Origin of the sequence: Bacillus sp. SIMBA_005 (assembly GCF_046535585.1) — a bacterium.
Classification (GTDB): domain Bacteria; phylum Bacillota; class Bacilli; order Bacillales; family Bacillaceae; genus Bacillus; species Bacillus pumilus.
In genome coordinates, this window is the sequence record NZ_JAWRWI010000082.1 from 1 (window position 1) to 379 (window position 379).

The following is a 379-nucleotide window of genomic DNA, read 5'->3' on the forward strand; positions in this document are numbered from 1 at the left end:
ATGCAAATACATCGCCAGCTCACGAAGCTGCTGCGGATATTGATCAGCGTTACGCTTCCCGCCGTCATTCAGCGCCCATGATGCGATCGGCATTCCGCCCGGCGCTCTCCCTAATCCGAGATCGATTCTGCCCGGCGTCAACCCTTCGAGCACGCGGAAATTCTCCGCCACTTTATATGCGGTGTAATGCGGAAGCATCACACCGCCTGATCCTACCCGAATGTCATTCGTTTTCGCCGCAATATGGCTGATCAGCACTTCAGGGCTTGAGCCCGCCAACCGCTCTGAAAAATGATGCTCTGACACCCAAAACCTCTTATATCCGAGCTTTTCCGCCTCCTCCGCCAATCTTACTGTATTCCGCAGTGCACTTTCCGCA

The 379-nt window shown here is 54.6% G+C and carries 1 protein-coding gene; it reads right to left on the minus strand.

What is annotated here, in order from left to right; all coding sequences use genetic code 11:
- A partial coding sequence (locus SB660_RS19195; RefSeq protein WP_410583814.1) for an MsnO8 family LLM class oxidoreductase occupies window positions 1-379 on the minus strand: 379 nt, incomplete at both ends.